26 protein-coding genes are annotated in these 25,268 nt (G+C 49.2%); 19 read left to right on the top strand and 7 right to left on the bottom strand.

All coding sequences use genetic code 11. From position 1 onward, the window contains the following. Nucleotides 1-144 precede the first annotated feature (144 nt). Nucleotides 145-333: a transposase gene (locus B152_RS26660; protein ID WP_083921926.1), complete on the bottom strand. Its 189-nt coding sequence runs from the start codon at nucleotides 331-333 to the stop codon at nucleotides 145-147. A gap of 303 nt (nucleotides 334-636) precedes the next feature. On the opposite strand from B152_RS26660, the gene B152_RS0116900 reads away from it, so the two are divergent. Both B152_RS0116900 and B152_RS0116895 read left to right on the top strand, forming a co-directional pair. After that, nucleotides 637-906 (top strand): hypothetical protein, encoded by a 270-nt coding sequence (locus tag B152_RS0116900; RefSeq protein ID WP_020593620.1) that lies wholly within the window; start codon nucleotides 637-639, stop codon nucleotides 904-906. A gap of 457 nt (nucleotides 907-1,363) precedes the next feature. Continuing rightward, the gene (locus B152_RS0116895; protein WP_020593619.1) at nucleotides 1,364-1,570 is read left to right on the top strand and encodes a hypothetical protein; all 207 of its coding nucleotides are present in this window, start codon (nucleotides 1,364-1,366) and stop codon (nucleotides 1,568-1,570) included. Nucleotides 1,571-1,710: 140 nt separating this feature from the next. Here B152_RS0116895 and B152_RS0116890 read toward each other — a convergent pair whose 3' ends face one another. Then, the gene (locus B152_RS0116890) at nucleotides 1,711-2,145 is read right to left on the bottom strand and encodes a hypothetical protein (protein ID WP_020593618.1); all 435 of its coding nucleotides are present in this window, start codon (nucleotides 2,143-2,145) and stop codon (nucleotides 1,711-1,713) included. Between the two features lie 59 nt (nucleotides 2,146-2,204). Between B152_RS0116890 and B152_RS0116885 the strand changes: the two genes are divergently transcribed. The 3 genes from B152_RS0116885 (at nucleotide 2,205) to B152_RS0116875 (ending at nucleotide 5,977) form a co-directional block, all read left to right on the top strand. Further along, the gene (locus B152_RS0116885) at nucleotides 2,205-2,558 is read left to right on the top strand and encodes a hypothetical protein (RefSeq protein WP_020593617.1); all 354 of its coding nucleotides are present in this window, start codon (nucleotides 2,205-2,207) and stop codon (nucleotides 2,556-2,558) included. A 168-nt stretch (nucleotides 2,559-2,726) separates the two neighbouring features. Further along, nucleotides 2,727-5,300, top strand: a complete 2,574-nt coding sequence (locus B152_RS0116880) for a marine proteobacterial sortase target protein (protein WP_020593616.1) — start codon at nucleotides 2,727-2,729, stop codon at nucleotides 5,298-5,300. Between the two features lie 14 nt (nucleotides 5,301-5,314). Then, nucleotides 5,315-5,977 carry a class GN sortase gene (locus tag B152_RS0116875; protein ID WP_157231145.1) on the top strand — a complete coding sequence of 221 codons (663 nt, stop codon included), beginning with the start codon at nucleotides 5,315-5,317 and terminating at the stop codon, nucleotides 5,975-5,977. A 54-nt stretch (nucleotides 5,978-6,031) separates the two neighbouring features. Here the strand turns inward: B152_RS0116875 and B152_RS0116870 are convergent, their stop codons facing one another. Next, nucleotides 6,032-6,736 (bottom strand): alpha/beta fold hydrolase, encoded by a 705-nt coding sequence (locus B152_RS0116870; RefSeq protein ID WP_020593614.1) that lies wholly within the window; start codon nucleotides 6,734-6,736, stop codon nucleotides 6,032-6,034. A gap of 5 nt (nucleotides 6,737-6,741) precedes the next feature. After that, nucleotides 6,742-7,368, bottom strand: coding sequence for a hydrolase (locus B152_RS0116865; RefSeq protein ID WP_020593613.1), 627 nt, complete (start codon nucleotides 7,366-7,368; stop codon nucleotides 6,742-6,744). A 186-nt stretch (nucleotides 7,369-7,554) separates the two neighbouring features. On the opposite strand from B152_RS0116865, the gene B152_RS0116860 reads away from it, so the two are divergent. The 3 genes from B152_RS0116860 (at nucleotide 7,555) to B152_RS0116845 (ending at nucleotide 11,396) form a co-directional block, all read left to right on the top strand. After that, nucleotides 7,555-9,054, top strand: a complete 1,500-nt coding sequence (locus B152_RS0116860; RefSeq protein ID WP_020593612.1) for a DEAD/DEAH box helicase — start codon at nucleotides 7,555-7,557, stop codon at nucleotides 9,052-9,054. Nucleotides 9,055-9,290: 236 nt separating this feature from the next. After that, entirely contained in the window at nucleotides 9,291-10,466 is a 1,176-nt protein-coding gene (locus tag B152_RS0116850; protein ID WP_020593610.1) for an MFS transporter, read from the top strand. A gap of 264 nt (nucleotides 10,467-10,730) precedes the next feature. Then, nucleotides 10,731-11,396: a substrate-binding periplasmic protein gene (locus tag B152_RS0116845; protein WP_020593609.1), complete on the top strand. Its 666-nt coding sequence runs from the start codon at nucleotides 10,731-10,733 to the stop codon at nucleotides 11,394-11,396. 98 nt (nucleotides 11,397-11,494) lie between these two features. Here the strand turns inward: B152_RS0116845 and upp are convergent, their stop codons facing one another. Then, on the bottom strand, nucleotides 11,495-12,139 hold the full coding sequence (gene upp / locus B152_RS0116840; RefSeq protein ID WP_020593608.1) for a uracil phosphoribosyltransferase: 645 nt from the start codon (nucleotides 12,137-12,139) through the stop codon (nucleotides 11,495-11,497). 396 nt (nucleotides 12,140-12,535) lie between these two features. Here upp and B152_RS0116835 point away from each other — a divergent pair, with 396 nt between their 5' ends. The 8 genes from B152_RS0116835 to B152_RS0116800 all read left to right on the top strand — a co-directional run bounded on the left by B152_RS0116835 (nucleotide 12,536) and on the right by B152_RS0116800 (nucleotide 19,612). Beyond that, entirely contained in the window at nucleotides 12,536-13,003 is a 468-nt protein-coding gene (locus tag B152_RS0116835; RefSeq protein WP_020593607.1) for an SUF system Fe-S cluster assembly regulator, read from the top strand. A gap of 45 nt (nucleotides 13,004-13,048) precedes the next feature. Next, nucleotides 13,049-14,506: a Fe-S cluster assembly protein SufB gene (gene sufB / locus B152_RS0116830; RefSeq protein ID WP_020593606.1), complete on the top strand. Its 1,458-nt coding sequence runs from the start codon at nucleotides 13,049-13,051 to the stop codon at nucleotides 14,504-14,506. A gap of 59 nt (nucleotides 14,507-14,565) precedes the next feature. Beyond that, nucleotides 14,566-15,315, top strand: a complete 750-nt coding sequence (sufC, locus tag B152_RS0116825; RefSeq protein WP_020593605.1) for a Fe-S cluster assembly ATPase SufC — start codon at nucleotides 14,566-14,568, stop codon at nucleotides 15,313-15,315. Next, a complete protein-coding gene (gene sufD / locus B152_RS24170) occupies nucleotides 15,315-16,646 on the top strand; it encodes a Fe-S cluster assembly protein SufD (protein WP_020593604.1) in 1,332 nt (443 codons plus the stop codon). Before sufC ends, sufD begins: the two co-directional genes overlap by 1 nt. A gap of 47 nt (nucleotides 16,647-16,693) precedes the next feature. After that, nucleotides 16,694-17,959 carry an aminotransferase class V-fold PLP-dependent enzyme gene (locus B152_RS0116815; RefSeq protein ID WP_020593603.1) on the top strand — a complete coding sequence of 422 codons (1,266 nt, stop codon included), beginning with the start codon at nucleotides 16,694-16,696 and terminating at the stop codon, nucleotides 17,957-17,959. Continuing rightward, complete coding sequence (locus B152_RS0116810; protein ID WP_020593602.1) at nucleotides 17,959-18,360, top strand: SUF system Fe-S cluster assembly protein; 402 nt, start codon at nucleotides 17,959-17,961, stop codon at nucleotides 18,358-18,360. The genes B152_RS0116815 and B152_RS0116810 overlap by 1 nt, the downstream gene beginning before the upstream one ends. 65 nt (nucleotides 18,361-18,425) lie before the next feature. Continuing rightward, entirely contained in the window at nucleotides 18,426-18,797 is a 372-nt protein-coding gene (locus B152_RS0116805) for a HesB/IscA family protein (RefSeq protein ID WP_020593601.1), read from the top strand. 125 nt (nucleotides 18,798-18,922) lie between these two features. Then, a complete protein-coding gene (locus tag B152_RS0116800; RefSeq protein ID WP_020593600.1) occupies nucleotides 18,923-19,612 on the top strand; it encodes a fumarylacetoacetate hydrolase family protein in 690 nt (229 codons plus the stop codon). 30 nt (nucleotides 19,613-19,642) lie between these two features. Here the strand turns inward: B152_RS0116800 and B152_RS24165 are convergent, their stop codons facing one another. Both B152_RS24165 and B152_RS0116790 read right to left on the bottom strand, forming a co-directional pair. Continuing rightward, complete coding sequence (locus B152_RS24165; RefSeq protein ID WP_020593599.1) at nucleotides 19,643-20,677, bottom strand: GlxA family transcriptional regulator; 1,035 nt, start codon at nucleotides 20,675-20,677, stop codon at nucleotides 19,643-19,645. A 147-nt stretch (nucleotides 20,678-20,824) separates the two neighbouring features. Beyond that, nucleotides 20,825-22,306 (bottom strand): cobyric acid synthase, encoded by a 1,482-nt coding sequence (locus B152_RS0116790; protein ID WP_020593598.1) that lies wholly within the window; start codon nucleotides 22,304-22,306, stop codon nucleotides 20,825-20,827. A gap of 350 nt (nucleotides 22,307-22,656) precedes the next feature. On the opposite strand from B152_RS0116790, the gene B152_RS0116780 reads away from it, so the two are divergent. The 3 genes from B152_RS0116780 (at nucleotide 22,657) to B152_RS24155 (ending at nucleotide 25,266) form a co-directional block, all read left to right on the top strand. Continuing rightward, nucleotides 22,657-22,848 (top strand): Flp family type IVb pilin, encoded by a 192-nt coding sequence (locus B152_RS0116780; RefSeq protein WP_020593596.1) that lies wholly within the window; start codon nucleotides 22,657-22,659, stop codon nucleotides 22,846-22,848. 130 nt (nucleotides 22,849-22,978) lie between these two features. Continuing rightward, nucleotides 22,979-23,866: a Flp pilus assembly protein CpaB gene (cpaB, locus tag B152_RS24160; RefSeq protein WP_157231143.1), complete on the top strand. Its 888-nt coding sequence runs from the start codon at nucleotides 22,979-22,981 to the stop codon at nucleotides 23,864-23,866. Further along, nucleotides 23,863-25,266, top strand: coding sequence for a type II and III secretion system protein family protein (locus tag B152_RS24155; RefSeq protein ID WP_020593594.1), 1,404 nt, complete (start codon nucleotides 23,863-23,865; stop codon nucleotides 25,264-25,266). Before cpaB ends, B152_RS24155 begins: the two co-directional genes overlap by 4 nt. Nucleotides 25,267-25,268 lie beyond the last annotated feature (2 nt).

Genomic DNA, 25,268 nt, shown 5'->3' with positions numbered 1-25,268 from the left:
CTCGGCCACCAGTTCCATCCCCGCGCGCGCGATCAAAAAACGCAGTATCAAAGGCAGGCAAGGTCGTATTGGGATAACAGATCACGGACGCGACCGCCTTGCGGGCGTCGGCATCTTTTGGGGTGGGATGATCGTGGATGGTTTTCATTTCGGGTCCTGGAGTTGATTTTTTATCCTCCAGACTGTGACTGAAACTCTCAGGCGGGCAAGTATCACCCATTGGCATCCAGTTGTTGCAATATAAAGAATACCATTCATCACCTCACGTAAATCCGTTGTCCGAGTACGACCCTGAAATAGGGAAACGGCATGAAGCCCTTTATCAAATCCCATTCCGGATCAGTCAAATCACTTGCACAACCGCAATTAGGCCGATCATAATCTCGCCGAGTGGTTGCAGTCCGAACCATGGTGAGATCCATTTGTTGTTGAAAACCAATAAAACCATAACCAATTGTAATCACTCAAATACTTTCGGGCCAAGTTCTAGGATCACTTCAGTTGGACTGGGCGTTCTGCTTTAATTTTTCCGAATAAGATTGGTTATCAGGCATATAATGTAATGGGGTTTACTTCGCTATTGGGTGGGGATCATGACTGAATTGAAGGTACAGATAAAGTCTGGGGAAGAGTTTTATGACAAAGTATAAAGATATAATCGAGAGCTCTCTACTCATTGAAAAATACGATTCTTGCCTAACAACCGGGGACATTGAATATGAAGGTACAGCCCTGGAGATAATGGATCAAAATGGGGAGGAAATATTTCATATCGTTGTCGATAACCGAGGGGTACTTCAGGTTTTGATGTTTCCAAGAGATGAACCCTTCCGGCTAGATCTTGATATGCTAATTGAAATTATGGTGAACTCGAAAGGTATTGTGAGGAAGTATGACTTTGATTAGGTGTTGAAGACGTGTACAGGAACGGTAATTGGCTGACGATCACCTAACCTTAGTTCAACAATTTTTCCGGCCTCTGGACCGCCCCAGGATTGCCGCTTTATTAGTTATAAATAACTTCGTTTGGGCATAAAGCGCATCATAATCGTGTCCACATTTCCTCTATCAAAATCATCAATATGATATTTTCTTAATCGAGGGGATAACAATAAAACCAAAAACAGAGATGCGAAAAAATACAAACATAGATTTTGCAAAATAATAATAGTATTTAGCGTGAACTTCTCTGTATTTAAAACGAAATTTCAAACGCCAGAGATATAAATCTCCAAATAAATGATGATTTCTTTTGTGTTCATCCCTAAAGTCGGATTGAACAAATTGGCCATATTCAAAAAGATATTTTGATAAAAAATAGATAACCAACCAGAGGTAAAGGGTATTTTGATGATCTTAAATAATGGGTATTACTGTGGAATTAGATAAGATAGATAATGGTAGAATAATCATAAATGTTTCTCTTGAAGAGTTAATAATTATCAACAACGCTTTGAATGAAACTTTTGATGGACTAGATGATTTTGATTACCATCCACGTATGGGTGCGACTCAGGCCGAGGTGATGAATTTACTTAAAGAGGTTAAATCAATAATAGAAATCATTTAGCCTTTTTAAACTGTTCACTTGTCGACATCAAAGCACCCGTCAGACCAACAAGCCGCCAAAAACACGTTAATAGAAGTGTCCATTTTCCTAACATGCACTTCGAATACATTTGAGATCATTTATATTTTATATAAATGCCGTTAGAGATAAGAGGATTGAAAATAAATATATCCTCTATCAATAATTATAAAGCTCCGGTCTAACTTTGTTCTCGATGAATGGAAACAGGCAGGGAACATACCTACGCCGAGGCTTTCTTTCGTGTTATTCAAATCACTCCATAAATCATCAGTAAAATCTTTATAGTCATATACTTGTTTTGTGAATCCCAAATTCTCACAGTTGTTTATTATATCCTGAGACTCAATATCTGATATTTTTATCAAATAAATTGTTGTTCCACCAAAAACACCTTTATCTCTATTACTGTAAAGTATCTCATGATCAGTAAAATCCAACATTGGTACAGCCGATTTGATTATATTGGCTGGTTGTTCCGAGTAACATTTCCAGACCAACAAAGATCCTGCCGCTAGGAAAATCAAAAACAAAGCTGATATCATTTTTTTGAACATTTTTTATTCCAATAGCAAAAATCCTCCCTGACGATAGCACCCAAACAAAGACCTAGAGAATGTTTGATGATTTATTGAAATACGAATTTGCAGATAATGTAGTTGAAGCATTTTTTTATGATTCAGAAGCTAAAGTAATCGAAATGTACTATGATTATATTTATGAAAATGAGACTATAGAAAAACCTTGTAAGCTTGTTATCAGTAATTGGAAAGATGCTCGAAGTAAGCAGTATGGTATAGGAGTATATCAATCCTTAGAATCTCATTTGGGTATCATAGACATGATATTACATGTAGAGGCCCAAGGTAACAGGGTAGAAATGATTGTTACTATGCTTGGTGGACGGGATATTATTTTAGTTTTTACGTCACCTGAGGTGAAGTTGGATTTTGAAAATTTAAAACGCTGAGACAAGTACCGTTTTAGTGCAGAGATAACCAACAACAGACAATAGCGGCTCCCACAAACTCCCCCTGATATGGCCGTTTTTTGGTCATAAATGACCTCGGTTTGGGCATAAAGTGCGCCCAACATCCTCCTGTTGAAAAAATAAATTCAAAACCAACAGGGCCGTGTCATGGGTATCTCTCGCTGCAAAACTTCGCTTCTTTTCGTATCCCGTTCCTTGTCTGACAGATTCTGCAGACGAAACAGCCGGAGATGGCTCTCTGCGCTGGCTCTGGCGAGCAGCTTTGCCTTTCCCTCGGTTGGCTGGGCCAATAGCCCTCTCCCCAATGTTGCACCCAGTAATGGAACGGCTGTGGTGAAAGCGGGGGAATCCACCCGTGGCTCGTTGCTGCTTCAGGGGACCGAGCCGGGTTTGATGGTCGAGGCACCGCAGCTGGCGACCTCGGTCGAGATTGATATCAACGGCCCGATTGCCCGGACCAAGGTCACCCAGCGCTTTCGCAATCCGACCAATGGCTGGGTCGAGGGCAAATATGTCTTTCCCCTGCCCGAACAGGCCGCTGTGGACAGTCTGAAGATGCAGATCGGTACACGCTTTATCGAAGGGCAGATCAAACCCCGCGAAGAAGCCCGACAGATCTATGAGGAAGCAAAACGCGAAGGCAAAAAAACCGCCCTGGTGGAACAGCAGCGCCCCAATCTTTTCACCAATGCGGTTGCCAATATCGGCCCCGGTGAAATCATCGTGGTCCAGATCGAATACCAGGAAACTGTCAAACAGTCTGACGGGCAGTTCTCGCTGCGTTATCCCATGGTGGTGGCCCCGCGCTACAATCCCAAACCCCGTTTGGTCGAAACTGTCTCTTTTAACAACGACCCAAACAATGGCGACAAAAGCCAGTGGGGCAGCGTTGAAACAGCAGATGAGGCTGCAAACGATCAAAACAGCACAACAGGCAAAGATCCGGTGCCCGATCGCGACACAATCACGGCCCCCGTGCTTGATCCCCGGGTTTCTGCCCCAAGCAATCCGGTTTACCTGAGCGTTCATCTGGCCGCAGGCTTTCCGCTGGGCGAAATCAGAAGCCCGTTTCACGCGGTGACCATTGATCACGACAGCCCTGACGATACCCGGATCAAACTCAGCGAAGACGTCGTGCCCGCAGACCGGGATTTTGAGCTGACCTGGCAGGCTGACAAGGGGGCAAGCCCCCGTGCCGCCCTCTTCAGTCAGAACACAGACAAGGGCGATTTCCTGCTCGCCTTTATCACCCCGCCCAAGCTGGTCGATCTGCAAGCCAAAGACTTTGCCAACCCTGCGCGCGAGATTATCTTTGTCATTGATAATTCCGGCTCCATGGCGGGTCCCTCCATGGTCCAGGCCAAAGACAGCCTGCTTTTTGCCCTGGACAGGCTCGCCCCGCAGGACCGTTTTAACGTTGTGCGCTTTGACGACACCTATGATGTGCTCTTTAACGGGGCTGTCGATGCCTCTGCGACAAACCTTGATCAGGCCCGGCGTTTTGTCTCTGGCCTCGAAGCCAACGGCGGCACCGAAATGCTGCCCGCGCTCAAAGCCGCCCTTCAGGATGGTGATGTCAGCAACAGCGATATCCTGCGGCAGGTGGTTTTCCTGACCGACGGGGCGATCGGCAACGAACAGGAAATGTTTGATACCATCGTCAAACAACGCGGCCGCTCGCGGATCTTTACCGTCGGCATTGGTTCCGCCCCTAACAGCCACTTTATGGCCCGGGCTTCGGAAATGGGCAAAGGCAGCTTTACCCATATCGGCTCAGAACAACAGGTGCGCGAGCGTATGGCCGCCCTCTTCACCAAACTGGAAAACCCGGTGATGACCGATCTTGCCCTCACTTGGGAAGGAAAAAAGGCAAGCTCAGCCACCTACGAACTCAGTCCCGCGACCCTGCCCGATCTCTATAGCGGTGAACCGCTGGTGATTGCTGCAAGACGCAAAGTGCCCCCCTCTGATGAAATTTCGGGGAACAACAGCCCAGCGGACACCCCTTCAGGCCAGCCTGATGTAGGCCAGCCCGAAGACTTTATGGTGCTGTCGGGCCGTTTCAACGATCAGCCCTGGTCGGTGCGTCTGCCACTGGCACAGGCCACGGTTTCAAGCGGGATCGACAAGCTTTGGGCCCGGAAGAAGATCGCCGATTACGAAGGTCAGATGTTCCTTGGCAACAATCCCGCAGAGCTGGATCAGCTCATCACCACCACAGCGATGGATTTTCACCTGATCAGCCGCCTGACCAGTCTGGTCGCCGTTGACGTAACCCCCAGCCGCCCACAAGACGCAGAGCTTGGCAGCACAGAAGTTCCACTGAACCTGCCCGCAGGATGGGATTTTGACAAGGTCTTTGGCCCGCTGGAAAAGGGCACCCCGGATCAAGGCACCCGTCCTTTACCTCAACAACCGGGTCAAGCCGAACAAAGGGGCTTCGAAAATGATCAGGCCGCACTCTCCCTGATTGCGACCAGCCCCACCCGCGTGACAAGCCAGAGCAGTGGCAAAAAGTCTATCCCCCTGCCCGCCACGGCAACCGATGCGGAGACCAGAATGCTGATCGGCCTGCTGCTGTTGATGTTCAGCCTGCTGTTCTGGCTGATTCGTCAACGCCTTGACCACGCCCCGATCAGCCACGTTGTTAACGGTCATCGCCTGAACGTCAGAGACCAAAACAACAGAGCCCGTGACAACAGAGAAGGAGAAAGCTCTTGATCGGGGGTTCCTTGATGAAGAAGCCTCCCCGGCACCTCCAGAAAGATAGCGCGGAAAGCCTCTGGTCGTCTAAATATCTCCCCCGTCTGCTCCGCCGACAGGCAGTGAATTTTCTGCTGCTGGGGTCTTTCCTCATTGGCATTACCCTGCTCGGGCAAGGTCTCTACATCAAGGCCAAGGCCGGATTGGCCCAGCTGTTATTGCAACAGGCCTGGAGCGAGACCCTGCATTCAGGTCGCCCGGCCAAGGCCTGGCCCTGGGCCGATACCTTCCCGGTTGCCAGTATCGAGATCCCGGCGATCTCCAGCGGGAAGACCATTGTCCTAAACGGCAGCAGCGGTGAAGCCCTGGCTTTCGGTCCCGGTCACCTTGGCAATTCGGCCAGCCCCGGCGAGTTTGGTACCGCCATCTTTGCCGCGCACCGCGACACCCATTTTGCCTATCTCGAACAGGTCAGCAAAGGTGATATCATCACCGTGACCAACAACCGGGGGCAACAGTTTGACTATGCGGTGGATCAGTTGCGTGTCGCGCCATGGGATGCCTCGGCACTCTATGGCGATGATTATGAACGCCGGATTGCCCTGGTGACCTGCTGGCCCTTTGATGCGCTTGAACCCGGCCCTTTGCGTTATATTGTCGAAGGGCATCTGGTCAATGAAACAGGCCCTCAATAACACATAAATATATTTTATTATCAGCCCATTAAAGGAAATATATAATTCAAAACATCAAGATGTTTTCAGCCAACTTTTCAGTGTTTTATTGACCAGATCGGGCGCTTCCAGATTGGCGAGATGGCCGCAATTTTCAACAACCAGCAGCTCTGATCCGGCAATCCCCGCCTGTATTTCCTCGGCACAGTCCAGCGGGGTAATCAGGTCCTGTCGTCCACAGATAATCTGGGTCGGGCATTTGATTTTCGCCAGGACATCCAGATGACTTTCCCGCGTCAGGATTGCGGTCTGCTGACGGACAAAGGCTTCCTGCCCGACCTCTTCGGCCATCTGGTATATCGGCCCGGTCAGGCTTTCATCCGCCATGCGGTCGGGGTGGATCAGCAGCGGCATCAGGTGGGGAGTCACTCCCTTGAAACGCCCTTTGCCCGCCAGCGCCAGCAGCCCGCGGCGACGGCGTTGCTGCTCAGGCGTATCCGCCCGTGCCTTGGTATCAATCAGGGCCAGTCGCTTTACCCGCTCCGGGGCCTGCCGTAGTATCTCCAGCGCGACGTAGCCGCCCATGGACAGGCCAACCAGATTGAACTTGCCCCGGATCTGCTGCAACACCGAAAGCGCCAGATCAGGAATGCTGTCCTGCCGCGTCAGATCCGGCACGTTACAGACGTAATCCTCGCCCAGAAAGGTGATCTGAGGCCGCCAGAGCCGCTGGTTGCACAGTAGGCCGGGCAGGAAAACAAGGCGTTCTTTATCGGACATGCTGTTCAAAGTTCGCTTTTATCTGTCTTCAGCAGTCGGGAAAGCGTCTTGAACTCAGGGGTTCCCGCTTCGCGCAGCAGCTCAAACAGAACCATCTCGGCCGAAACCACCTCGGCACCAGAGCGGATCATGCGCTCAAGCGCCAGCTGCTTGTTTTCCGGCGTACGTGATCCGACAGCATCCGCCACCACAAAGACGTCAAACCGCTCGTCCAGCAGCTCCAGCACCGTCTGCTGTACGCAGACATGGGCTTCTATGCCGATGATGACCACCTGCTGACGCCCGCTCTGTTTGAGCTGCGCCATAAAAGGGCTACAGCCGACCGAGCTGAACGACATTTTCTCAAAGACATCCCCCGGTGCATAGTAAGTCTTCAGCCGTTCGATGGTATGACCCAGACCGCGCGGGTACTGTTCTGTCACCAGTACAGGCACATTCAGCTCACAGGCACTTTTCAACACCAGTTCACTTGCCTTGAGCAAAGGCTCCAGCTCATGGATCGCCGGAACCAGTTTTTCCTGGACATCGATCACGACAACCAGGGCCTTTTGCGCGTCAATCAGCATCTCTTCTTCCGCCTGCAGCTGTTGAATTACCTCTTTGTCCTTAAAGCTTACCCGCAGGGAAAACAAACTTAATTCCTGCCCGAAAGCTCTGGAATAATAGATTAACAATAGATTTTACCCGAAAATCAAAGCAGAAATTGACTTTTTCAAAGCTTTACGTATTATGCGCACGTCGCTTCGGGAATATCTCCGCAGTTTACCTGCCTCTCCCGTTGCTTTTATAGACTAACGCTCTTGCGTGCTAAGGAATACATGAGCTTTTCTGATCTTGGATTAAATCCAAAGCTCCTGCAGGCCATCGAGGAAGTCGGCTACACGACACCTACGCCTATCCAGGAACAAGCTATCCCCTACGTATTGATGGGTCGTGACGTTTTGGGCTGTGCCCAGACAGGAACCGGGAAAACCGCTTCTTTCACCCTGCCAATGATTGAAATGCTGTCCAGTGGTCGGGCGCGGGCAAGAATGCCGCGTTCTCTGATCCTGACACCAACCCGCGAACTTGCCGCCCAGATTTCGGAAAACTTCGAAAACTACGGCAAGCACAGTAAGCTGAGCAAAGCTCTGCTGATTGGCGGATCGTCTTTTGCCGACCAGATCAAACTGCTGGAACGCGGGGTTGATGTTCTCATCGCCACGCCGGGCCGCCTGCTTGATCTGTTTGAACGCGGCAAAATCATGCTGGTCGACACCAAACTTCTGGTGATTGACGAAGCAGATCGCATGCTCGACATGGGCTTCATTCCCGATGTCGAAAAAATTGTTTCCCTGTTGCCACCGCTGCGCCAGACCCTGTTCTTCTCGGCGACCATGGCCCCGGAAATCAAGAAACTTTCTGACAAATTCTTGAGCAATCCCAAAGAAATTTCTGTCTCCAAACCGGCATCAACTGCCGTAACCGTTGAACAGAAGATCATCAAGATCAACGGGGATTCCAAGGATAAACGCGACGCTTTGCGAAAGTTGATGCGCGACGAGGGCGATATCCTGTCCGGCATTCTTTTCTGCAACCGCAAAAAAGACGTCGACATCCTGAACAAATCGCTCAACGTTCACGGTTTCTCGGCTGCAGCCCTGCATGGTGATATGGCGCAGTCATCCCGGACCGAAACTCTTGAACTCTTCCGCGATGGCAAGGTCAAGCTTCTTGTTTGCTCGGATGTTGCTGCACGCGGTCTCGATATTCCGGCCGTGTCCCACGTCTTTAACTTCGATGTGCCGATCAACGCCGAAGACTATGTCCACCGTATTGGTCGTACCGGTCGAGCTGGTCGGGCGGGCAAGGCCTTCACTCTGGCCATGATGGAAGATTACAAATCGCTTCGGAATGTGATCAACATGATCGGCAGCGACGTCCCTGTCGAGAGCCTCGAAGGTTTCGAAAGCTGGACTGACGAGGAAGCTGAAGCCAACAAAGGCCGTCGGCGCAAGCGCCCGGCGCGTTCTGATTCAGCGAAACCCTCTGGCCGGGAAAGACCTGCACGTCGCCCGGCAAGAGCAGCATCTTCGGAAAAACCCGCTGTCGAGCCAGAGAAGGCCGAGATTGCCCTGGTCGAAACCACGACAACAGAGCGTCCGGAACGGAAAACTTCTGCAGCTGCTGACCGGAGAACCCCGGCAGCATCCCGCAGAAGAGCAAAACCCTCTGCGACAATCGGCGAAAGAGAACCCTCTTCTGAACCAAGTAACCCGACCAGCTCTTTCGGTGATCACACCCCTGCTTTTATTCTTCGCGAAGCAAAAGTAGCCTGACCCGAGAAGTTGTTGTATCTGCCACATTCCTAGGCAGGATAAAGATTGCAAAGGCGGCTGTTTCAGCCGCCTTTTTGCATCCCGACTGCTTCTTTATCCCCCTCATCCTTCAACAAAAAGTTGCAAGCTCTTTCCTGGGTGATAGGTTGTATTTCCTTAACGCCGGTCATCTGCCCAGCTTCGTAAGCTACCTCTAGCCAGAATTCCGGACAGATCCCTATCAGCACGAGGTCACAGTGAAGCACCATCTGGGTACCCCCTATTCTATTTTCTATATCTGTGTCTTCATGATGATGGGGATCGTTCTGCCCTTCTGGCCGCTCTGGCTCAAAAGCCGGGGGATCTCAGAATCCGATATCGGCCTGATCCTCTCCATTGCCCCCTGGATCAAGATCCTTGCATCCCCGAGCATCGCCTATCTCTCAGATCGCAGCGGACTGCACAGAACCATTCTTTCGGCAACGGCACTCGTTTCCGCTGCCTGTTTTCTCGGGTTCTATTTTTCAAACAGCTTTATTGCCTTTTTGGTTTTGCAGGCCTGTGCCGCTTCAACCTACCTCTCCCTGATTCCTCTTGGTGACAGCCAGACTCTCCGCGCCGTCCGGCTGCATAATCTGGACTATGGCCGCATCAGACTCTGGGGCTCTCTTGCCTTCATCCTCACCAGCTTTGCTATCGGTTATGTACTCGAGAGGGTTGATGTTGACTGGCGGCTCTGGTTCATTCTTATCTCTCTGGCCTGCGTCGCCGGAGCCAGCTGGTTACTCCCTAGCCTGCCTGTAGAACCAGCCAATAAGAACATCAAGCTTCTGTTAAAGAACCCAAAATTTCTGCTGTTCACCCTGGGTGCCGGTATGATTATCGGCAGTCATGCCGCTTACTATGCCTTTATCTCTCTCTATATGCAGTCGCTTGGCTATAGTGAAAGCCTGATCGGCACTCTCTGGGCAATTGGTGTGGTTGCTGAAATTCTGCTTTTTGCCTTCAGTGACAAGCTGTTCAAAAGCGCCCGCTCTCTTCATCTCATCACACTAGGAGCTGCTGCAGCTTTGCTGCGCTGGGTTGGTCTTGGCCTCAGCGAGAGTCTTGTTATCATCATCGCCCTTCAGCTGCTGCACGCCCTAACTTTCGGCGCGACCCACCTCGGCGCAATGGCCTTTATTTCCCGGCACGCCCCCGCAGGCTTGTCCGCTTCGGCACAAAGCCTCTATTCCGGGGTTGCCAATGGTCTTATGATGGGCATGGCCATGCTGCTCTCCAGCTGGCTCTATAAAATCCAGCCGACCTATGCTTTTTTCGCCATGGCCGGATTCGCCTCAATCGGCGGCCTGGTTATCCTCTATCTTGCAAGCAGAGTCCCTATGAGTTCCAAACGCACAACCGAGAATGTTACAGGCCAGGAGCATCCGTAACCCTGCCTGTTGTCGAATACATGGAATATTCACTTAAATCCTTGCACTTAAACAACAATAACTATCAACCCTTCATTGAATTACATAACAATATCCCCGTCACAAAAGGTAAGATTTTATAAAGTTTCTTGACGTTTACTTGATATATTATGAATAGTATTTCGAGTTACTCATCCGTGAAATGGCAAAATCTGATATTTGCAGCTCTTTTTCTGATTTCTCTGCCTCTGCAAACAAGCACAAGAGACCAAGCGTCCTGTCAACATGGCCTGCAGTCCCTTTGCTCCCTACAAGATAGGAACAGCTGAACAAGGCCGAGAAGGGATTGATGTCGAGGTCATGCGCGCTGCTTTTGCGCAGAGTGGTCACGAAGTCATTACGACATTCTACCCCTGGAAACGTTCTGTTAAGCTGGTTGAAACCGGCCAGGCCGATGGTCTTTGCGGCTGTTCATATCTGCCCGAACGGGAAGGTACCTTTCGCTTTTCCGACCTTTTGGGTAATCACAGCCAGGGGGTCTTCCTGGCCAAAGGAGCAGAGTTGGGGGCATTTGACTCCCTCAAAGACCTTCGGGGACTGACCGTCGCAGCTGTACGGGGTTATGCCCCTCATCAGGAACTCCTGGATCATGGCATCAAGGTACAGGAAGCCACAGATGACAAGCAACTGCTCTCCATGTTGCAAAACGGGCGTGTACAGGCCATCTACAGCTATCGCGATATTGTCCTCTATACAATGTCCCATCAGGGAAGCCCGGATAATGCTCAATCCGGTAATGTTCAGTATCGTGAGCTGAACAGCCAGCCTTATTATCTTTGTTTTTCAGAAAAACTTGAAGATGTCGATGAACTGCTTGAAGACTTCAATCACGGATTGAGAGTCATCCGCTATAACGGTACCTACCAGAAAATCTGGAAGAGTTATCAATAAAACACTGTTCTTCTCTTCTGACTTAACAGAACAAAAAGGGCTCCGAAAATTGCGGAGCCCTAAAAATTTATTGCCTGAAACACAGACACCAGAACCGGTTATTTTGTCCCGTAAATACGGTCCCCGGCATCGCCCAAGCCTGGTACAATATACCCGTGCTCGTTGAGTTTTTTATCAACTGATGCTGTAAAAACAGGCACATCCGGATGGCCTTTATGGAATTCCGCAATTCCTTCCGGTGCGGCCAGAAGGCAAAGGAATTTCAGATTTTTAGCACCATCCTTTTTCAGTCTTTCAATTGCTGCGACAGCAGTATGACCCGTCGCCAGCATCGGATCGACAACAATAACCTCACGATCAGCAATATCCGAAGGCACCTTGTAATAGTATTCAACAGCCTCAAGCGTCTCATGGTCCCGGTAAAGCCCCACATGCCCGACACGTGCAGAAGGCAAGAGATCCATCATACCATCCAAAATACCGTTTCCAGCACGAAGAATGGAAATAAAACAAGGCTCTCGATCGCGAAGCACAGGAAACATTGCACGCTCAATCGGCGTTTCGATCTCGCGCTCGGTCAGGGCAAGATCACGGGTTACCTCATAAGCCAGCAAAAGAGAGATTTCCTTGAGCAGGCGACGAAAGTCAGAAGAAATGGTCTCTTTCCTGCGCATCTGGGTCAGCTTGACCTGCACCAGCGGGTGATCGACTATGGTAACATTTGCGGGCACGCTTTTGTTCATGAGGCCTACCTTTTCTACAATTTCTGAAACTCGATGATTTTCTCTGTGATTTAAGTGTTACTTACCCTCTTACACACGGCCTGTCGAGCCCTGGTCAATCCTGAAAACAGGAGTCCTCTATACCACAGCAAATTCCTTGCCTCTAAGCTTTGAGTTTTTCTTTTCTCTTTTTCGACCAAACTAAAGATGTATTTTATAGGCGACAAATAGTCGCAAATTAAATTATGAATTTCCTCTATCTTTTTGGCTAGATTGGTTTTTCTGACAATTTCCAGCAATTACCGTCCATTAGAAGGATTTCTTGAATCAGAAAAAATTGAAAAAAAGCAGTTGCAATTTGGCATTTTTGAGCTATTTAAAAAATCGGACTAAATTAGTCCAGTATGGAGAAAAACCATGTTTCGCCTTACCCGGCTTACGGATTATGCAGTTGTTGTTCTTGGACAGATGTCACGGAAAAAAGAGCGTGTTGTCACCGCGCTTCAATTATCCGAAGAGACAGGATTGCCTCTGCCTACTGTTGCCAAGATTCTTGGCCTTCTCTCCAGACAAGAACTCATCACTTCGCTGCGCGGTGCCGGAGGCGGATATATTTGCCATCAGGAAGCTACAGCCATTACCGTGGCTGATATTCTCCAGGCAATGGAAGGCCCGATTGCCTTGACCGCCTGTGTTGATGGCGCAGCAGACAACTGTACAGTTGAGAACCTTTGCCCAATGCGGGGCAACTGGAACCGGGTTAACAGTGTTGTCGCGGAAGCTCTGAAAACCGTCACACTGGCGGACATGATCGACTTCGAAAACAGTTTTATGATTGATAAACAAAAACCGGAAACAAGACCCAAGGGCACTGTCGACGCCTGACAGGTCCGAAAGCAAGAAACACATTCCGGTAGGAGAGTACTAGATATGGCAGCCACATTAGAAACCGTCGAACAGGTCAAATCTCTTGAGATGGAGAAATACAAATACGGTTTCGTTACTGATATAGAAAGCGACAAGGCTCCCAAAGGGTTGAGCGAAGACACTGTGCGCTTTATCTCAGCAAAGAAAAACGAACCGGAATGGCTGCTGGAGTGGCGTTTGAAGGCCTATCGCCACTGGCTGACAATGCCGGAACCAACCTGGGGCAAACTGCAGCATGCACCAATTGACTACCAGGACTCCTACTATTATGCGGCTCCAAAAAGCAACGAAGACCGTCCACAAAGTCTCGACGAAGTAGACCCCGAGCTTTTAAAAACTTACGAAAAATTGGGCATTCCAATCCGCGAGCAGGAAGTTCTGGCGGGTGTTGCAGTCGATTACGTTTTTGATTCCGTTTCTGTGGCAACGACGTTCCGCGAGCAACTCAAGGAAGTTGGCGTTATTTTCTGTTCGATCTCCGATGCGGTTCAGGAATATCCAGAACTGGTTAAAAAATACATGGGATCGGTGGTCCCCTACGGTGACAACAAACATGCCTGCCTGAACTCGGCTGTCTTTACCGACGGGTCCTTTGTCTACATTCCCAAAGGCGTCCGCTGCCCCATGGAACTGTCGACCTATTTCCGCATCAACGAACTCAACACCGGCCAGTTTGAGCGCACACTAATTGTTGCAGACGAAGGCTCCTACGTGAGTTATCTGGAAGGCTGTACCGCTCCGATGCGGGATGAAAACCAGCTGCATGCAGCCGTTGTCGAACTCGTCACCATGGATGATGCAGAAATCAAGTACTCGACCGTCCAGAACTGGTATCCTGGTGATGCAGAAGGCAAAGGCGGGATTTATAACTTTGTCACCAAACGCGGTATCTGCCGGGGAAAAAATTCCAAGATCAGCTGGACCCAGGTTGAAACCGGTTCGGCAATTACCTGGAAATACCCCAGCTGTATTCTTCAGGGAGATAATTCTGTCGGCGAGTTCTACTCTGTTGCCATCACCAATGGACGTCAGCAGGCAGATACCGGCACCAAGATGATCCATCTGGGTAAAAACACCACTTCGCGGATTATCTCGAAAGGGATCTCGGCCGGAAAATCCCAGAACACCTATCGCGGTCTGGTCCGGGTAAGTGCCAAGGCTGAAGGAGCACGTAACTTCACCCAGTGTGATTCCCTTCTGGTCGGCGACACCTGTGGTGCCCATACCGTGCCCTACATCGAAAGTAAAAACCGTTCTGCCCGGCTCGAACATGAAGCCACGACATCAAAAATCAGCGAAGACCAGCTGTTCTATTGCCGCCAGCGCGGAATTTCCGAAGAAGACGCGGTTGGTTTGGTTGTGAACGGCTTTTGCCGGGAAGTGCTCCAGGAACTGCCGATGGAATTTGCCGTTGAAGCCCAGAAACTGGTGAGTATCAGCCTGGAAGGCAGCGTCGGCTAGACGCGCCGAACCATAAACCAGACTGAATTTTAAAGATTAGAAAAGAAGAGTTAAGCGCTATGTTGGAAATCAAAAATCTTCACGCAGAAGTCGAGGGAAAATCCATCCTTAAAGGCATCAACCTGACCATCAACAAAGGTGAGGTTCATGCTATCATGGGCCCGAACGGATCAGGTAAGTCAACTCTCGCCAACGTTCTGGCTGGTCGTGATGACTATGAAGTCACCCAGGGTTCCATCTTTTTTGACGGCAAGGATATTTCCGAACTAGAACCTGAAGAACGTGCTGGAGAAGGGATTTTCCTGGCGTTTCAGTACCCGGTTGAAATCCCGGGTGTAACCAACACAACCTTTCTGAAAGAAGCCCTGAACGCCCAGCGTAAATATCGCGGTGAAGAAGAACTTGATGGCATGGAGTTCGTGAAAATGCTCCGCGGGAAAACCAAAGAGCTCGGCATCAAGGACGATATGCTGAAACGTGCTGTAAATGTTGGCTTCTCAGGTGGCGAGAAAAAACGTAACGATATTCTTCAGATGGCCGTTCTTAACCCCAAACTGGCCGTACTTGACGAAACCGATTCCGGACTGGATATCGACGCCCTGCGCATCGTGGCTGACGGTGTAAACAAACTCCGCTCTGAAAATAATGCGATCCTGGTGATTACCCACTATCAGCGTCTCCTCAATTACATTGTTCCAGACCAGGTACATGTACTTGCCCACGGCGAGATCCGTCGGTCCGGCGGCAAGGAACTGGCTCTCGAGCTGGAAGAGAAAGGTTATGCTGACTATTCCGGTGAGGCAGCCTGATGATGACATCCGCTAACGATCAGGACGTATTCATTGCCCATTTTGATCAGGCAAGAAATCGTCTTCCCGGTGCCGATATCGATTGGATTTCCGATTTGCGCAATACTGGCCTGTCCTTGTTCAAGGAAGTTGGTCTTCCCTCTGCCAAAACCGAACTGTGGAAATTCACAAGTCTGAATCCCCTGCGTAAACAACAGTTTCTCGCACCAGTATCCAGGACAGAGGAAAAGCTTTCAGTTAAGGACCTGCCCCGGTTACTTGGTGAACAAAAATCACACCGTCTGGTCTTTGTTGATGGTTTCTATTCGGAACACCTTTCCGACACAGACTTACCCAAAGGCGTAAAGTTACAGAGTTTTTCTGCAGCGCTACAATCAGATTCCAACGAAGTAAATAATCTTCAACAAAAGCTCCAGCCACGGGATCTGGCGCAGGAACAGCCACTGGTCGCCCTCAATACCGCGCTGATGACAGACGGATTTATTATCGAGATCGCCAAGGATATCTCTGTAGAAAAAATCATTGAAATTCTGCATTACGGGAGCGGTACACCACAGAGTTCCTATCATAATCGTAATATGATTATGGTCGGAGCCGGCAGCAAAGCCACAATCATTGAACAGGTCGCAGACAGGGAAGCCCACGTTTATTTTTCAAACTCTGTGACCGATGTCACCTTGGCTGAGAATGCAACACTGCATCATTATCGTATTCAGGAAAGCACCCCCTCCGCTTTCCACGTCTCCTCTGTACAGGCAGATGTTGGCAATGGTTCCAGCTATGACAGCTTTATTTTGAATACAGGCGGTCGCATGGCCCGTTCGGATATCAACGTCAATCTGATTGCTCCCAATTCATCTTGCCATATCAACGGTGCCTATATGGTCAAAGATGACCAGCACTGTGATATCACCACACGTGTTGATCATAAAACACCTCACACCAGCTGTGACGAGGTTATCAAAGGCATTCTGGCTGGTAAGTCGCGCGGTGTGTTTCAGGGCAAGATCATTGTTCACGAACAGGCGCAGAAAACTGTCGGTAATCAGTCTCACCGGGCGATGCTTCTGTCTGATACAGCAGAAGTTGACGTCAAACCAGAGCTTGAGATCTTCGCCGATGACGTGATTTGCAGTCATGGTTGTACCTCGGGCCAGATTGATGAGGATGCCTTGTTTTATCTGCGTTCCCGTGGACTGAGCAGGGAGCAGGCCCAGTCTCTGTTGGTGAATGCCTTTCTTGCAGATGCTGTGGAAGCACTGCAAAACGAAGATCTGAAAGATCTTTTTCTGACAAGAATTGCTGACTGGCTTGGCAAAAACCCTCAATAGCCCTGTTTGTTGGCAGAGGATTAAGTAGAATGAGTACGAATAGCACAATGGACAAGCCCGCCACGGTAAACAAGGCAGGAGACAATTCCCTCCTGGCATTTGATGTGGAAAAAATACGGGAAGATTTCCCGATCCTTAAACGGGAAATTTATGGTCGTCCCTTGGTGTACCTCGACAGTGCAGCTTCGGCCCAGAAACCACGCCAGGTACTGGAACGTATGCAGGAAGCCTATGAAACCTACTATTCCAATGTCCACCGTGGTGTTCATAGTCTGAGCCAGGCCTGCACTGAAGCTTTTGAATCCGGACGTAACGCAGCGGCCCGCTTTATCAATGCGGAATCTCCTGAACTTTGTGTTCTGACCAAAGGCGCAACCGAAGCAATCAATCTGGTGGCTCACAGTTACGGCAGGCACTTCCTCAAAGCCGGAGACGAGATCATCATCTCGCATATGGAGCATCACTCCAATATAGTTCCCTGGCAATTGCTCAGAGACCAGATCGGTATTGTTATCAAGGTTGTCCCGATTGACGGAGATGCCAACTTTCTGTTCGATGAATACGAAAAGCTCTTCACTCCCAAGACAAAGCTGGTTGCCATTACCCATATCTCCAACGCGGTTGGGACAGTCACCCCGATCAAAGATATTATCCGCGTTGCCCATGAACATGGGGCAAAAGTCATGGTCGATGGCTGTCAGGCCGCCCCACATGCGATCATTGATGTCCAAGACCTTGATGCCGACTTCTACTGCTTCTCCGGTCACAAAGTCTATGGACCAAGTGGTATCGGTGTTCTCTATGGTAAACGAGACCTTCTCAACAGTATGCCTCCCTATCAGGGGGGCGGTGAAATGATTGACCTCGTCACCTTTGAGAAGACGACTTACAAGGATACCCCGCACCGCTTTGAAGCCGGAACCCCGGCCATTGTCGAAGCCATAGGTCTGGGAGCTGCCATTGAATATGTCGAGGCTCTGGGCAAGGACAATATCTCCGCTCATGAGCATGGCATTCTGGCCTATGCCACCGAACGGCTCAGTCGTATTCCTGGCCTGACAATCATTGGCAGGGCAAAAGAAAAAGCCAGCATCCTGTCCTTTATCATGGAAGAAGCACACGCCCATGATATTGGAACAATCCTTGATCGCCGGGGTGTTGCCGTTCGGGCAGGACATCACTGCGCCCAACCCTTGATGCAGCGGTTTGATCTGCCAGCCACGGCCAGGGCTTCATTCGGGATATACAATACCCGTGCAGAAGTCGATGCCCTTGCAGATGCTCTGGAAAAAGTTCGGGAGCTTTTTAGCTGATGTTTAATGATGGAAAAACCCTGAGTGACTTCCTGCCAAATGCCGAAGAAGGTTTTATGGCAAAAGCAGGAATCCCCTTGCCTGCTGGCAGCGCTATTGCATCCAAAACTCAGGTTATTGATGCCCTTCAATCCGTCCATGACCCGGAAATTCCGGTGAACATTTATGATCTTGGCCTGATTTACAAACACGACATTGCCGAAAACGGGGACGTTGATATCAGCATGACGCTTACGGCTCCGGCCTGTCCCGTCGCCGGAGAATTGCCGGGTCAGGTGGCTGAAGCCGTTGCAGCCGTTGAAGGCATAGGAGAGGTAACCGTCGTTCTGACTTGGAGCCCACCCTGGAACCAAAACATGATGAGCGAAGATGCCCAACTGGCCCTGGGGCTTTTCATGTAGAGAACAGCACCTACATATAGTAAACTATATTCCGGTTACCCATTAAAGAAGAAGGCGCCAAGAAGATGATGCCAAAACTGATCACCCTCACAGATGCAGCAGCCGCGCGTGTGAAGAAACTGATCGACCAGAGCCCTGATGACGGGGTTTTGGGCTTGCGCGTTGGCATCAGCACCAAAGGCTGTTCTGGCCTGAGTTATGTTGTCGAATACGCTCACGAACAGAAAAAATTCGAAGATGTCGTCGAAGACAAAGGTGTAAAAATCTTTATCGCTCCGACGGCAGTTATGTATCTGATCGGCAGTGAAATGGATTTTGTTGAAGACAAATTTCAGAGTGCTTTTGTTTTTAGCAATCCCAATGAAGCAGGCCGCTGTGGCTGTGGCGAAAGCTTCCATGTCGCACCGGAAAGTAATACAGCAGAACTCCCCGTCTGATTTCTCGGGACCTGAGTTTTCTAAATTTAAGTTTCTCAGGACTTAAGTTTTCTGGACCTGATTTCCCTTCCCCTCTCCTGTAAGAGGTGCTTTTATCAGTTACTGTTTCTGATAATGAGCATCCCATGACATACCTTTTCGAACCTGCAGCAATTACCAGCCTCCCGATTGTCGGAAGTGAAAAACTGTTTCCTGTCCGACGCATTTTTTGTGTCGGCAGGAACTATGCCGAACACACCCGAGAAATGGGTGGAAACCCGGAAACGGAAACTCCGGTTTTCTTTTTGAAACCGGCTGAAGCGCTTGTTGCTGAAGGAGGAGATATCCCCTACCCGTCAGCGACAGAAGATTTTCATCACGAAGTTGAGCTTGTTGTCGCACTCAAAAGCGGAGGAACGAACATCTCTGCCACAGAGAGCCTGCAGCATGTTTTTGGGTTTGCCGTCGGCGTAGATCTGACTCGCCGGGACCTGCAGAAAATCTGTAAAGACAATCGCCACCCCTGGGATGTTGCCAAAGCCTTTGAACATTCTGCTCCCTGTGGAAAGATCACCCCCAGTGAAAAACAGTCCACATTGCCGGATTCAGCTGCAATCTCTCTTACTGTGAATCTGGACATAAAACAGAAAGCCCGGCTCGGCGACATGATCTGGTCCGTCGAGAATATTATCGCCCACCTTTCCCGCCTCTTCGAACTTCGCTCAGGCGATATCATCATGACGGGCACCCCCGCAGGTGTGGGGCCGCTCCATCGTGGAGAGACTGTCACAGCGACAGTTGAAGGACTGGAGCCTCTGGTCTTCAGGGTCAGTTGAGACAGGAAGACTGTTTCTCTTAGATACCGTCTAATGTATCTGATTAATAACCTGGACTTCTGGAATACCAGAGCGACCATAAGAAGATAGATATTTCTGCCGGTCAGCCCGCGGAGAAACCCCAAACCGGGTTTTATAGGCGCGTGAAAAATAGGGTGCAGAGGCAAAGCCGCTGGCAAGAGCAACCTCGAATACAGACATCGATGTTTGTTGCAACAATTCGCGGGCAGAACGTAAACGCAATTTGAGATAATACCCGGTCAGGGTGTCATTAAGATGTTTCCGGAAAAGCCGTTCAAGTTGTCGACGAGATATAGGCAGATCTTTGGCCAGTTCCTCTATCTCCAGCGGAAATTCTATATTCTGTTCCATGATTTCGACAACTTTGATCAGGCTCGGTTCATGAACCCGTAATCTCAGGCTCACAGTACGCTTATCCCGTTCCCCATCTCTCAGAGCGAGGACCTGGGGGTGGTGAAACTGATATCCCACTTCTGTTGCCAGGCTTGTATCGTAAAGGCAGCCAACGAGCTTGAGCATCATTTCAAGCGTGGCAGTTCCACCCGCCGAGGTGAAACGCTTGCCATGAATTTCGTAAGGATCATTGGAGATATCTATTTCAGGATAACGCTCTCTCACATGTGCCAGCATTTCCCAGTGAATTGCCGTTGGAGAATGCCGAATAAGTCCGGCAAGAATAAGCACGTAAGATGCACTCTCCACCCCGCCAATAACAATACCTTTACGGTCTGCCTTACGTAACCAGGCTTTGATTGCCGCTGTGGTGTAGAGGTCGATCTGATAACTGGCGCAGACAATAATCATGTCTGTATCTGTCATGTCCTCTTCCGACATAACCTTTGTATTATTAATAGAAGTTCCATTGCTTGCCGTAACCGCGCCCCCCTGCTCACTCAGCAGTTGCCAGCGAAAGATTTCCCGCCCGCTGACCCGGTTAGTCACCCGCATAACGTCAATAACCATAGAAGCATCGGTTTGAGGGAACTCGGGCATCAGGAGCACCTTCACGTTGATAGGTCGCCCTTCATAACGGAAATCAAGCATCACCACGCCCTGTAAATTTTCAACAATCCCCTGCCCTAGATTATCTGAGGGATCGTTCGACCTGTTCCATACAAACGAAAACCCAAGCCAGTATTTTGCACCAGAACACCAGAAAGATATCCACAAACGACATCAACGACATTAAATTTACACTACTGGTTTATAACCAGCAATTTCCAGTATGCGATCGATATCAACATGCTCTTCCAGATGGTTTGCCAGGGCATCAAGTGTCACTTCAATTTCAGCTTCATAAGAGAAATCCTGGCTCGTCCGGCTTTTTATTCGATCAAGAAAACTATTCCTGAAGCCGTCAGAAGAGAACAAACCATGCAGATAACATCCGGAAATTTGCCCTCCCCTGACAGAGCATCCCTCTGGCCGATTATCATCTTCCAGGTAAAGCATCGGCATCATATTTCCAACACCGGCACGAGCCGTTGTGACCCCCACATGCATTTCGTACCCCTCCAGAGACGTATTATCCGCTGCGTCCCGGCCAGAAACCTCCATCAGTTTTTTCTCCGGCGTCAATACGGTATCTACAGGCAACAGCTCCAAGCCGGGCACGGTCATGGGATCTCCTTCAATGCCGTCAGGATCAGAGATCGTCATCCCCATCATCTGATACCCCCCACAGATACCAACAACATGACCTCCCCGGCGGACATGGGCAGCCAGATCAACGTCCCATCCCTGTTCCCGCAGAAAGGCCAGGTCAGAAATCGTTGCTTTTGACCCGGGCAGAATCACCAGATCACAATCCGCAGGAAGAACTTCCCCGGGATGAATAAAGCTGAGTTCGACTTCTGTCTCAGCAATCAGGGGATCCATATCATCAAAATTTGATATCCGGGAAATCAGCAACACAGCAATCCGGATAGATTTTGGGGAGAACCCGATCCGCGAGCGAGCAGACTGAACAGCAACGGCATCCTCATCCGGCAGCTTACGGGCTGCTGGAAAAAAAGGAATAACGCCAAGAGAAGGAAAACCACTTTTTTCTTCGATAATTTTCAGGCCAGTCTCAAACAGAGCTAAATCTCCCCGAAATTTGTTGATCAGCACTCCTTTTATACGGGCGCGTTCTTCCGGAGAAATCAGGTAAGCTGTTCCAACGATAGAAGCGATAACGCCCCCCCGGTCTATGTCTCCGATCAAGACAACCGGAATATCTGCAGCCTCTGCAAATCCCATATTAGCAATATCACCAGACCGGAGATTAACTTCCGCCGGGCTCCCGGCACCTTCGACCAGAACAATGTCCGCATCTGATGAAAGACGCTGAAAGCTCTCCAGAACTGTTGCAATCAATTCATGGCGCTTCTGCCAATAGTTGCTCGTGGTTGTATTGCCCCAGATCTTCCCCTGTACAATAACCTGTGACCCCAGATCGGTTTGTGGCTTTAACAGTATCGGGTTCATATCCGTCGAGGGCCTGACCCGGCAGGCTCTGGCCTGAAGTGCCTGGGCCCGGCCAATTTCACCGCCTTCAGCCGTAACAGCCGCATTATTTGACATGTTCTGAGGCTTGAAAGGGCGCACTTTAAAGCCCCTATTGCTCAACGCCCGGGCCAAGCCCGCAACCAGCAAAGACTTCCCAACATCAGATCCTGTTCCCTGAAACATTACTGCGTACGCCACCGGACACCTCGCTTAACCACAGAAATCATTCTATTTATTTAGCTTCTACATTGTTTCCTATGTTTATCAAAGACACCAAAGGCCACACAGAAATCAAAACTTCGGAACAGGAATCCTATGCGTCTTCTCACAAAACAGTCACCACTTAATATAAAATTTTACATACATACATCATAAAAGTATTTTCAATTGTCATTACTTGAATAAAAAAGAAAACTTAAATATAAATAAAATGTATTCTATAAAAAATTACAGTCATTAATTTTATTTACTATTTGTTAATAAGTAAGTGCCAATATGATCGCAGGTTTTCGAGAGGAACAGGAGCCCCGAACATGAAAAAATTTGCTAAAGATTTTCTGAACGACGAAAGCGGTGCAACCGCAATCGAATATGGCCTTATTGCCGCTCTGGTATCTGTTGCAGCAATTGGCGCCCTCAGTGCGATGGGTGATTCACTTAAAGACATCTTCGGTGTTGTTGATGGTGAACTGTCCAAAGCTTCGACTGCGGCAACAACTCCATAACAGCCATAGAATCAGCAAAAAGGCTGGCTCATTCGAGCCAGCCTTTTTTTATGCAGAATCGGGGCGTTAGCATTCATACACCGCATATATTTACGAAGCATTTACCCTATTCCCTTACCATGGCTTCATGATGGCACGCAGACTACTTCTTATCCTGATCGCACTCTTGCTAAGTGCAGGAACAGCCTTTATCGCCAACAACTGGCTTAAGGCAAATCGCAAGCCTGTGCAAACTGCTCAGGTTACGGTTGAAGCAGCCCAAGCAGATGTTCATATACTGGTAGCCAAAACTTCCATTCCTCTGGGAAAATTCGTTAACGAATCCGATTTTTCCTGGCAACCCTGGCCAGGAAAATTTGCGACTGACCAGCACCTGACAAAAGAAGACTTCAAAATGGATAACCTCAATGGGAGGGTATCCAGATCTAACATTGACGCAGGAGAGCCTATCCTTCTCAATAAATTTGTCAGTCCAGGAGAAAGAGGATTCCTCGCCGCGGTCCTCAAACCCGGGCAACGTGCAGTTTCAATCGGGATATCCAGTGACACAGGGGTTAGTGGACTAGTTTTCCCTGGAGATCGTGTAGACTTGATCCTTACTCAGAACCTGCAAAATACTGAAGATGCAACAGATCAACGCAAGGTGAGCGAGACAATCCTCACCAATGTTCGAGTTCTGGCTCTTGGCACAGACCTGCAGACTGAAGAAGGCCAGACAAATGCGAATGCCAAGACGGTTACCCTGGAAATGAACCCCGCCCAGGTCGAGATCGTCGCCGTATCAACAAACCTGGGACGCATTTCCCTAAGCCTGCGGCCATTGGCAAAAGACGATGAAGAAATGCAGATAATTATTGAGACTGGTTCAGCTGTTACAGAAGAAGAAACAGTAAAGGGCGATAGCTATACTTGGGATTATGAAGCAAGCAAGGTTCTCTCCAAAGGAAAGACCCCATCGGGTGGAGGCGGGTTGGTCGTCTCCCGCGGGAACAGTTCTGTCATCGTAGGTGACCAATGATTCAGTCAATCAAGAAAACCTTGTTTATTTTTTCACTTCTGTTTTTCGGATTTCTAGCTACTCCGGTTTTATCGCAACAAAGCGTACAGACAATAGAAGCCGACTCTGAAGCTATCGAAATAGAGATCGGCGAAGGTAAACTCATCAAACTCCCCCGGGCCGCATCCAATATTTTTATCGCAAATCCTGCTGTAGCAGACCTCAATGTGAAATCAGCCCGGTTAGTCTATGTCTTCGGCCTGAAATCGGGAACGACATCACTTTTTGCTGTTGATGGCGCAGACCAGGTAATTGCCAGTATTCCTGTCAAAGTCACACACAACCTGACGTCACTTGGTGAAGCTTTGGAAAAGGCCATTCCAGGTAACAACATCGAGCTGACCTCGATCACAAGTGGCATTCTTTTGACCGGCGAGGTTAAAAACCTTGTCGACCTAGATAACGCACGACGTATTGCGACACGCTATATCGACCAGGAAACCGAACGCATAATTTCACAGATGAACATTGCGGCATCCGACCAGGTACACCTTAGAGTAAGGATTGCTGAAGTAAGAAACGAGGTTATTGAACAGTTCGGTTTCAACTGGTCACAGACCAGTTTTGGTGACGGAACAACCAATATCCCTTTAACAACAACAACTTCGACATATCTTGCAACCAGCCCTCCAAACTTTATTGGTATCACCTCCACTATTGGAAAATTTTTCAACCTTGATGTTCTTATTGATGCTTTAGCCCAAGACGAACTGGTGACAATTCTTGCAGAACCAAACCTCACAGCTGTCTCGGGAGAAACTGCGACTTTCCTTGCTGGAGGGGAGTTTCCAGTCCCTGTAGGTCAGGAAATTGATGAAGGCAATCGGGTAATCACAATTGAATTCAAAGAATTTGGGGTCAGTCTGGCTTTTACACCGACAATTATTGGGGAAAACAGGATCTCTTTAAGGGTAAGGCCAGAAGTCAGCCAACTGTCATCAGACGGTGCCGTCATTCTTGGGGATTTGGAAATCCCCGCACTTTCTACCCGCAGAGCCGAAACGACAGTTGATCTGGGATCAGGTCAAAGTTTTGCTATCGCTGGTCTGATTCTGAACAATCAAACCCAGGTCACCAGCAAGGTCCCGGGCCTTGGTGATATTCCGATTCTCGGTCGTTTATTTAAAAGCGAGCGGTTTCAGAATAATGAAAGCGAACTTGTTATTGTAGTTACACCTTATCTGGTGACTCCATCCAACAGGCCGATTTCCCTGCCAACTGATCCCTATATAAAAGAAAACAAGTTAACGGAAGCACCATCTCGCCTTGCCGGACCTTCAACAACAACCCCGACTAACGGTGGGGGAAATAGTACAGACAGCAATCTGTTTCACTCAGAACCCACTTTTATTGTGGAGTGATC

Source organism: Kiloniella laminariae DSM 19542, assembly GCF_000374005.1.
In the GTDB taxonomy this organism is placed as follows: Bacteria; Pseudomonadota; Alphaproteobacteria; order Kiloniellales; family Kiloniellaceae; genus Kiloniella; species Kiloniella laminariae.
This window is presented reverse-complemented; position numbering and strand designations above follow the sequence as displayed.